The sequence below is a fragment of the Piscirickettsia salmonis LF-89 = ATCC VR-1361 genome (assembly GCF_000297215.2).
GTDB lineage: Bacteria > Pseudomonadota > Gammaproteobacteria > Piscirickettsiales > Piscirickettsiaceae > Piscirickettsia > Piscirickettsia salmonis.
Map to the genome: position 1 here is coordinate 1 of NZ_AMFF02000066.1, position 10,064 is coordinate 10,064.

General features: G+C 39.3%; 9 protein-coding genes and 1 pseudogene. 4 read left to right on the forward strand and 6 right to left on the reverse strand.

The genetic code is table 11. The annotated features are described in order from the left end of the window. The 3 genes and pseudogenes from C200_RS06845 to C200_RS06855 form a co-directional block, all read right to left on the reverse strand. A pseudogene (locus C200_RS06845) lies at positions 1 to 207 on the reverse strand (N-acetylmannosamine-6-phosphate 2-epimerase); the annotation flags it as partial. A gap of 493 nt (positions 208 to 700) precedes the next feature. Next, the gene (locus C200_RS06850; protein ID WP_016210870.1) at positions 701 to 1,492 is read right to left on the reverse strand and encodes a 3-hydroxybutyrate dehydrogenase; all 792 of its coding nucleotides are present in this window, start codon (positions 1,490 to 1,492) and stop codon (positions 701 to 703) included. Between the two features lie 151 nt (positions 1,493 to 1,643). Then, positions 1,644 to 1,889, reverse strand: a complete 246-nt coding sequence (locus C200_RS06855) for a hypothetical protein (protein WP_016210862.1) — start codon at positions 1,887 to 1,889, stop codon at positions 1,644 to 1,646. Between the two features lie 151 nt (positions 1,890 to 2,040). On the opposite strand from C200_RS06855, the gene C200_RS06860 reads away from it, so the two are divergent. Then, positions 2,041 to 2,271 carry a hypothetical protein gene (locus C200_RS06860; protein ID WP_016210861.1) on the forward strand — a complete coding sequence of 77 codons (231 nt, stop codon included), beginning with the start codon at positions 2,041 to 2,043 and terminating at the stop codon, positions 2,269 to 2,271. A gap of 25 nt (positions 2,272 to 2,296) precedes the next feature. Here C200_RS06860 and C200_RS06865 read toward each other — a convergent pair whose 3' ends face one another. The 3 genes from C200_RS06865 to holB are packed head-to-tail and all read right to left on the reverse strand — an operon-like array spanning position 2,297 to position 4,369. Further along, entirely contained in the window at positions 2,297 to 3,076 is a 780-nt protein-coding gene (locus C200_RS06865; protein ID WP_016210859.1) for a TatD family hydrolase, read from the reverse strand. Between the two features lie 31 nt (positions 3,077 to 3,107). Continuing rightward, positions 3,108 to 3,407 carry a PilZ domain-containing protein gene (locus C200_RS06870; protein ID WP_016210868.1) on the reverse strand — a complete coding sequence of 100 codons (300 nt, stop codon included), beginning with the start codon at positions 3,405 to 3,407 and terminating at the stop codon, positions 3,108 to 3,110. Next, complete coding sequence (holB, locus tag C200_RS06875; RefSeq protein ID WP_032126490.1) at positions 3,404 to 4,369, reverse strand: DNA polymerase III subunit delta'; 966 nt, start codon at positions 4,367 to 4,369, stop codon at positions 3,404 to 3,406. The genes C200_RS06870 and holB overlap by 4 nt, the downstream gene beginning before the upstream one ends. A 276-nt stretch (positions 4,370 to 4,645) precedes the next feature. Between holB and C200_RS06880 the strand changes: the two genes are divergently transcribed. The 3 genes from C200_RS06880 to C200_RS06890 all read left to right on the forward strand — a co-directional run bounded on the left by C200_RS06880 (position 4,646) and on the right by C200_RS06890 (position 9,920). Next, positions 4,646 to 5,944: an MFS transporter gene (locus C200_RS06880; protein WP_016210864.1), complete on the forward strand. Its 1,299-nt coding sequence runs from the start codon at positions 4,646 to 4,648 to the stop codon at positions 5,942 to 5,944. Between the two features lie 727 nt (positions 5,945 to 6,671). Beyond that, positions 6,672 to 8,282 (forward strand): hypothetical protein, encoded by a 1,611-nt coding sequence (locus C200_RS06885; RefSeq protein WP_016210857.1) that lies wholly within the window; start codon positions 6,672 to 6,674, stop codon positions 8,280 to 8,282. A 444-nt stretch (positions 8,283 to 8,726) separates the two neighbouring features. After that, positions 8,727 to 9,920, forward strand: a complete 1,194-nt coding sequence (locus C200_RS06890) for a hypothetical protein (RefSeq protein WP_016210867.1) — start codon at positions 8,727 to 8,729, stop codon at positions 9,918 to 9,920. Positions 9,921 to 10,064 lie beyond the last annotated feature (144 nt).

A 10,064-nucleotide genomic window follows, 5' to 3' on the forward strand; every position in this document is an offset into this window, starting at 1 on the left:
CCATGGCTCGCAGCGACTGACAGCCTGCTTGACCGCTCGTACATTCTCAATGCCTTCAATGCGCACAGCAATTGCTCCTCCAGCCACTGCAGCTTGAGCCATTGCTACAATAATAGCCACTTGATCCATCGGCCCACCGCTCACCGGTTGGCACGATGCCACCAAACCAGACTGCAAACAGCTTAACAGCTCACACGATATTGCCATGCAATATTCCTTATATACTTAGGTCTCATAAAAAATCTATCCCCATACTAAGGTGTCGAAAACACATTTACAAGTCTCACGATCAATTTAAAGCACCTTCCTCAGTACTTCCAGCTAAGGCTGAAATCAAGTGAAACCAACCCACCAAAGCAAGAAAAATTTAGCTTTATATAAAAACCAATTATAATTCAATATATTATAAAAAATTTAATTAAACCTGATTAAATCCGGCGAAAACATTTATATTATTTATTTTATTAAAAAATTTAATTCAAGTAAAACCCAACTTAGCCATTTGGTTTTTAAATGATAAACACATCGAAAAGCGCTGAAATAACCCGTAATCACTAATGCAATAATCACCAAATTGATAAACACTCTGCCATAGAATTTAACCTTTAACATTTAAAATTTGGACCGTTAGCCAAAACAAGGAATAAAGTACACCAAGGTACCCTACCCCCATCACTAAAATTAGCTCTACATTGAATGATTAGGCCATATGCCAACCATGCGTGGCCAACATCGACTGACCGGTGAGCCCATTGCTTGGAAAAGCGGCAAACATCAAGGCTAAGACTGCGATATCATCCAGTGTTGTAAACTCACCAGTCACTGTATTGCCGAGCATAACGTTTTTAACAACTTCCTCCTCACTGATCCCTAATGCCTTGGCTTGTTCGGGGATTTGCTTTTCAACCAGAGGTGTTTTCACAAAACCTGGACCAATCAGATTCGCTCGAATATTATGTATCGCACCTTCCTTAGCAAGCGCACGCGTAAAACCTAATAAGCCATGTTTAGCCGTCACATACGCAGATTTATTCATCGATGCTTCGACCGAATGAATCGACCCCATAATAATAATACTGCCACCCCGGCCGGATCGAATCATCTGTTGCATACAGGCTTTTGTTGTTAAAAATGTGCCATTAATATGAATATCCAGCAGCCGCTTCCAATCGTCATAATCAAATTCAACAATAGGAGCAATCGTTTGTATCCCTGCATTACTGACTAATATATCCACAGTACCCAGATCATTTGCAATTTTTTGCACACCCTCATTAACCTGCTCCTCCGAGGTCACATCCATCAAAATACCAACGGCGGTCACTTTATTTCTCTTCGCAATTCCAGCTGCTACTTCACGTGCTTGATCTGGATTTAAATCAGCAATCACAACATTAGCACCAGAACGTGCATATTTTTCTGCAATTGATAAACCTAAACCACTTGCGGCTCCTGTAATAATAGCCACCTTGCCATCTAAACGTAATTCCATCGCTATATTCCTTTAACTATATAATGCGTTATCTATCTCAAGTTAATTTAGCCCAATCCCAAATACAATCCCAATCAATTGTTTTTTAGCCACTTTGCTATTATGCAATAGCTTTAAAAATCTGATCAAGCTCAACCTTAAGTAAATTAAATTAAGTTTTAACTGGATGCTTTTTCCATGAATAAATCCCATAAATAGAATTTAAAAAGAAAAAGCCAAACTGTACGCTCATCCAAATATTATGATAATAAAATGCCGCCACCCAAAACTCATACAAATTCGTCACCGACCACAGCAAAAAAGCCCACATCGGGATACGGCGCGCGACAAGGTAAGCACCCGCCATGGCCCCTAAACTCATGATATAACCCAATCCATTCACCCACTCTGGCAACATAATACTCTCTTTAATTAAAATAAAATTTATACAATTGATATAACCAGCCAAACATCAGCTCAATATAAAATCCCCCTATCATAAGGGGCAGTAGATGATTTATCAAAATTTATGCAGTATGATAAGCTCATCGAAAAACGCGGATAGATTTATGGCTAACACAACTCAAGACTGGCTTACATTGACTTGGGAAAAGCGCAGTGACAGCTATCGCATCCACCTTGAAGAAGACCTATTTGGCCAATGGTGGCTAACGCGAGTTAAAACCATCAATGGCAAAAAAGAAATAAAAAAAGACGCTTGTGAAAACTATCAAGCAGGTATTAAGCGTATTGGCCATATTAAATATCATTATGAAAAGCTAGGCTTCGTTCTCGCTTAACTTTGCTATAACTATCAATGACTACTTATTTACGAAACGCGCTCGCCTTAGTAAATAGCTGGTAAAAATTATTTGCAGTCAGTTCTGCCACTTTTTCTACCGCCATCTGACGTAAATCCGCCACAAACTGGCCGACATGACTTACAAAAGCCGGTTGGTTTTGCTTACCGCGGTGAGGAACCGGTGCTAAATAAGGCGCATCCGTTTCAATTAAGATCCGATCTAAAGGCACTTTTTTAGCGACTTCTTGTAACTCTTTGGCATTTTTAAAAGTAACAATACCCGAAAAAGAAATATAAAAACCTAAATCCAGTGCGGCTTTAGCCATCTGCCAACTTTCAGTAAAGCAGTGCAATACCCCAGGACAATGACCTTGCCCAACATCCGTCAATAATTTAATTGTATCTTCTCGTGCATCACGGGTATGGACAATTAACGGCAGTTGTGTTTTTACCGCTGCCTGAATATGCTGGGTAAAGCGCTGTTGCTGAATTTCTTTATAGTCAGCCCCATAATAATAATCCAAACCAGACTCACCAATCGCAACCACTTTCGGATGACTGGCATAGTGAATTAAATCATCGACACTCGGTTCTACACCGGCCATTTCGGTTGGATGTTTACCCACAGAGGCCGTTACCTGAGCATAATCCTCAGCAATCTTAATCACTTCACCAAAGCGCTCCATATTAACCGCCACACATAACATATGCGACACTTGTGCCTGCTCAGCGTGAGTCATCACCTTAGCTAATTGATCATCTTCTAGAAAATAGTTTAAATGACAATGTGAATCTACAAACATAACTTCATCTCGATAGAATTAATTTTTAATTTCATTGCTGCTTTTCATCTAATAAATTTTTAATTTTTTGAGCTATTTTAATACCAGCGGAACCAATCAACTGCACACCAACACCGATATGATCAAACATTTCGGTCACCACAGGCACACGCCACACCACTCGCCCAAATACAACGGTCATACTCTGATCAGGCAATTGCAGTTTTAGTTCTAGCTCTGTCCCCATCGGCAAAACATCAGTCGTAGCGACAAACAAAGCACCCTGCTGAATAAAAGGTAAATAAGCCGCAGCAAGATCAACCGTCGTCGTATAACACAGCCTCACTCTCATACTCGCACCAACCGTTGCCAAGACACCCAATGCCCATCCAGCAACAGCGCCTCATTCAAACTATTGTGTGCTGCTAGCTGCTGAATCGATTGCTGTAACTGCTGATAAAATATCAATAAAGCTTGAGGTTGAATACGGCCAGCAAGAGTTATCAAACGCTGGTTTAGCTTCTCGTCACCTGCAAATAACTGGCCTAAGGCCGCCTTAAGCAGCCAAGAACACAAACGTGACCAATCAACCAACTGCTTTAGCAAGTATGACGGCTTACGGCCATAATGCACTGTTTGGCTACCTTCTAAGACATTTAGCCAAAGATCGATTTGCTCAGAATAATCAGCGATATATGCTTCATCCAATAATTTTAATGGCGCATGGCCTAACAACTGATAACGCCGCGCCGCTTCGATCAGCGTCAGCGATGTATTTTGCTGCTGTAACCAAGCCAAGACCTCCGTCTTTGCCGGCGGTAAAGAAAACGGCTGACAACGACTGCGTATTGTGGGTAATAACCGCCCAGGTTGTGAACTAATTAATAGAATCACCGTATGCTCCGGCGGTTCTTCTAGCGTTTTTAAAAAGCTATTCGCCGCAGCATTGTTCATACATTCGGCATGATTAACAAGAATCACACGATAACCTAACTGATGCCGTGCGGTATGCAAGCTTGCGATCAATGCGCGCACCTGATCAACTTTAATCACCCCGCTTGACTCACCCACCAATTCTGTACAATCAGGATGACTACCGGCTTGATAAAGCAAACAACTTTGACAACCACCACAAGCCCCTTGAACCTGAGACTGCTGACACAGCAAAAAAGCAGTAAGCTGGCGCGCAAAAGGCAATTTACCTGTTTGCGATGGTCCATGTAATAATACAGCATGAGGCATGCTCTTAGCCTGCCTTGCTTGTACTAATTGTTGCCATGCTTTGTAATGCCAAGGATATAGGCTTTGATTCACTGAACTAATCTCTTACTCTAAAACTTATAACTCTATTATTACTACTTAAATATTACTACTTAACACTTTAATCTTATTTCTATACCTTATCTTTCTAGCACTTACTGCCTTTACATATACATTATACCTTACAGCCAGTGCTTTAATCACCCTAAATACAAAAACATATTCAAAATATATTCTAAAATTTGACAAGCACGGTGACTCCAATAAGATAGAGTTCAGTCAATTCAAGCTTGCATTAATACATTGCTAAAAACAGAGAAGGGATCTTACGTGAATCAACCAACCATCCTTAAATCGACATTAATCAGCTGGCTTATTATCGCCTTAGGGGCGATTTTCTATATGTATGAGTATTACCTGCGTATTAGTCCAGGTGTGATGATTCCAGAATTAATGCATTATTTTAATGTCGGCGCTACCTCTGTTGGTACATTCGCAGGCTTTTACTTCTATGCGTACACCCCCATGCAACTCATCGTTGGCCCGTTATTTGACCGCTTTCGTGCTCATCAACTCCTAACTCTGGCCGTTATTGCCTGCGCACTTGGCACAATTCTGACTGGCATTGCACCTACTGACCATATCACCATCGCTTATGCTGGGCGTTTTTTGCAAGGCTTTGGCTCAGCGTTTGCCTTTGTTGGCATATTAAAGTTAGGGGCAACCATTCTACCACATAATCGTCTCGCACTTATTGCAGGGCTCGTCACCTGCCTTGGCTTTGTCGGTGCAATGGCAGGACAAAATTCACTCGCTGCTTTAGTCACCCATTTTAACTGGCAACCTGTACTCATTACCATCGGCCTGTTTGGTTTTATTCTCGCACCTATTTTCTTCTTTTTTGTCCGCAATCCTCACTCAACTTCGACTAATCACACGTCACAACAAATGTCTTCAAAAGACATTTTTCAAGGCTTTTTACTGACGATCAAGCAACCTTATCTTTGGCTGGTCGGCTTAGCCGGTGGCGCATTATTTATGCCGAACTCGGTATTTGCTTCACTCTGGGGCATTCCGTTTTTAACGCAAACTCATCATCTGTCAACCGCACATGCCACCTTTGCAACCTCATTAATTTTTCTCGGTTGGGCCATCGGCTCACCACTGCAAGGCTGGTTATCTGACCGTTTACGCACAGCACGCCTGCAACTCATTTTTGTTAATATTTTAATTGCAGCAACGATTATTTACCTGGTGATTGCCATCCCTGGATTAAATTACACACTATTATGTATTTTACTACTGGCTTTTGGCATTTTCGCTAGTGCAGAAATCGCCGTTTTTCCCCTCGCTATAGAACATATGCCGACTCAATACTCCGGCACCGCGATTGCCTTTGTTAATTTTCTCACCATGCTTGGCGGCTTAACAATGCAACGTGGCATCGGTGAGATTCTTGACCTTGAATGGGATGGCACACTCTCACACGGCATTCGTGTCTACTCAAGTACGGTATATAGCTATGCTTTATATACACTGCCATTAATCTTACTCATCGCCGCCGTCTGCGTCATATTTGCCCATTTAATCAAAACAAAAACAAAATCCTATCAATTAACCGTCAGCTAATTATTTCAGCTGGCAGTCAAATCAGCCTCTTCACGTATATTAAAAATATGGCTTTTTCTACTGAAAATATAGCACTGTCAATGCACGATCACTGGCAAACCCGGCAATTGATCGTGCTTCAACATCACTTGCCACAACTGCGGATTTATGAGATGTATAGCAATTAAAGTAAACTCTGTATTGATTCTAGAATCATTTTACAATATAAACATCACAATGCAGTGCACCCTAGCATACTCGGCTATGCCTTCAATAAGATAAAAATATTATTATTTATATTAATTAAAAAATTAATATCACATACAATATGCCATATATATTTATATAAATAACATTTAAACTAATATTAAAATTTAAATATATACTTAAAATAACATTCTACACAGCAAAACCTATTCAACAGTCTCAAAAAGACCATTAAGTCACCTGTAAATTTAAGTTTACTTAAAACTTATAATTATCATTATTTTTACAATTACGTACTTTGTAGTTTTATCATATAAATAGACTAAAACATGCTATTGATATCTTTAACTAAGTGAGAATTATACTAGCAATAACCATACATATAAATATCTAAAACATAAAAATATAATTAGCCCTACTTTTATCCATTATTATTTTATGTCGTCAAATATTAAGCCTGGAGAAAGTCTCATAAAAACTAATTAACATGTAAAGACACAAAAAATTTAATTAAAAACAAGAATAATAGAGGTTAAAATTTATGAGTTATGAGCAAGTTCAGGCTATCACTCAAGCACTTACTAATGCAAGAATTTATCGTCCAGGGATTGAAGAGGAGCTTGAAGCTAACCAAGATTTACAAGATGCACTTTTTGCTCTTGTAAATACACAAGGTGTTAATCTCGCTGACCTAATGATGAATAGCCCTGACAATGCTTTAGAGGCGCTTCGATCCGATACCACTTTCCAAAAAGGCACCACGGCTCTTGCCAACTTAGAAGGCCTGACTTACCAATCCTGGAGACACCTTTACGCTAATCAACAAGCACAACAATTTTATCAGTCCCTACATAGAGACATAGGAACTCCCCTTCCTAAAAAAAATTTAACAAGGCTAAACAATCGTAAGAATCGCGAAGCTCTAGCACAGTATCAACGAGCAGCCTGCGCTCTTGCCGATAGCTTTACCTACGATTTAGATAACCCAGAAACTCAACGGTGGGTTAGAGCAGCTTGGAAACGTATTCAAACTGACCCAATATTCGCAACAGCCGTCGCCGTCCTTGGTGATAGTAAAACATTATCATTAAAAAACTTAAGAACTATTGAGAAAGAAACAGAAGAAGCAACTTTACTTGTCCGTGCAATTGCAGCCTTTGACGATAGAGAGCATTTTTTCTCATCAGATACTCTAAAGGTTGATACTAATAGATTTACCGACCTACAAACTACAGAACCTCTGTCTTTTTCCGACCCCTCACAACCTTTCAGCTATTCTAGCTATTGGCAGCGAGAGGTTTGGTTCAGAATTCACGATCAAGAAAACAGTGCAAAATACCAGGAATTATCTTGCATTCTAGGCGATAGTAAAATTTTAACTCACAGCGCTTGGGAGGCCATAAAAGATAGCAAGCAATACCAAGGCCATATCAACCTTCTGCATGATAATGGCTTACTTCCTCTCTCTAAAACAGTGCAAACTGTGAGCGCTGAGGAGCAAACAAAGCTATTAACAGCCGCCAGATATCTTCATCAAGCAGGAATTTTACCTGATAACCTATATCAAGCACAACTGGTCACTATTACTTTAGCAATGGATGAGCAATCTCCGCCAGTACCCGTACCCAGCCTTGAACAAGCCATGCAAAGCGAAAATCCGGTTCAAAATATCGTCACAAACTCGAAGCTTATGAGCGCAGCAGGACAAAAACTAACTTATCAAGCACTGGCTCAAGCGCAAGAACTACAATCATCAGAGAGTTCAACAGATCAAAATAAAGCTTTACTCGCAACCAGCTTAAAGCGCAAGCTAGATAGTCATGATCTAAGTCCTCAACAAACTCTAAAAAGCTTAGCACGTGTATTATCTCGTCGCGAGGGTTGGTTTAAATACAGACGGAATTTAGAAAAAGATGGCAGTGATATGCCAGAGTCATATAACAGAGGAAAACTTCATATTGAAGCTGCTCGTGATCTATTGCAAATTTCAGCTCCAGAATGGGACCAAGCCTTAAGAGACGGTGAAGATAAAGGAGAAAATCCAGCCTACCAAACTTACAATAACCTCATGAAATTTGCCACACAAGAAGATAGAGAAAAATTAGCAACCCAAGAAGCTGCAAGAACTGCTTTGGTAGAACTTACAGCGTAAATACAAAGAAAAAACCTGACTATAATAATTTTAACACTCGCCTTCTTATTTAGAAGGCAAGTACAATCAACGAGAAAAATTTTTATCAAAAATTTCCTCTTTAAAAAAACATTTATTAAATTTAAATAAAAAATAACTTTATTATCAACATTTTTACATAATAAAAAATACAAATAAAACATATTAAAATAATGTAAGTTTGATTTAACCAAAAACTTACAATTATTACTATTCTGACGATTACACCATTTATATTTTTAAAGTATAAATAAATTAAGCAACGCTTAATAGAGTACTTTCAAATAGGGATACAATAGTAATAACATGGAAAAAAATCAGTTAATTTTATTAAATCACATTCACCATTAAAAAATAAACGAACTATTTTCAAGCATTTTTTGTAAAAGCTTTCCATAAATAATCAAACATTAGGGATTAAATTTTATGAGTTTTGAGCAAGCACGCATTGCCCTGCAACAAGCAGGTATTAATTTTCAAGGTAAAGAAAAAGAACTTGAGGAAAGTGAAAAATTACAAGAAGCTGTCATTGCTCTTGCACAGATAGGCGCTCTAAATACTAATATTTGGCAAAAAGTTCAAGCCAATCCTGATATCCGAGAGCCTATCACGACTATGATCAAATATGCAGTGCTTAGAATTGGAGTTACAGGAGAGCCACAACCAACGCCCGCAGATCAAAAATATCGGCAAGCATCATCCATCATTGCGAACATGGTAATCGATAATTCCCGTCAATACTTCAGCACTGGATTAATTGCCGACCGGACTGCCAGAGCTTGGGAGCGCATTCAAGATGATGAGAGATTCCGCGATACAGTCCTAACTATTGACAAGGTTGGGAGTTTATCTCCAAATGTTTTAAAAACCATGCAAACAGATAGAGAGATAGTACGGACAATCACAGCTCTTGATCAAGCAGGGCTTCTCCCTCTCCCTGAAGAAAAACCAGGCCCTTTTCAAGATCATGAAGCACTGCTAGAAAATGCAAATTATCTCCGTGAAAACCACATCCTTTCTCTTGAAGATCATCAAAGATACCAAGCAATTTTTGCCCTTCATGAGGTAAATAAACTTTCTCAAGAAACATTTAAGCAAGTTTGCGATAGTGATCACCCTATCAATACAGCAAGCAAGATCTTACTTCATGAGGCTCTAGATCGAGCCAAAACATGCGCTGAACGTTTAGCCAAACCAACCAGACAGCGCCTGATCGACCACCTCAAATACACAGTAGACGAAGAGGTTCAATCCCCAGATAGATTAACTCTTAATATAGCTCGTGTGCTATCTCATCCTTTGAAGAAATTCCGACCAAGAGCTACGCAAAATAAAGAAGCCAGCCAAATAGCAGAAACATACCAAGTCGCAGAACCTGCTCTTAGAGCTATGCAAAAACTTCACAACATTCCAGAAGAAGACTTGCAAAAAACCTTAGTTGGCACACCTAAGAGACAATATGGACGCTTTGGCAAATCTAAAGACGATGATAATCCATACTCAACTTATAGCAGCATAAAAGAAGCTATGGAAAAAGCATCACAATCACCACAACTTGTTCCACACAGCGCGGAAGATAATGATGATGTAGCCAGCCCTATAGGCGATCACCAGTTATAATTATTCAACGCTCATGCCCTTATTCCAACAGATAAAATAAAATAAAAACAACTATAAAACTTACCACCTGAAATAAAGCCTTGTGTATTTATCAAGGCTTACTTTCTGAGAAAAAAGGAGCACTTACGTAAGCGTCGCTACCTC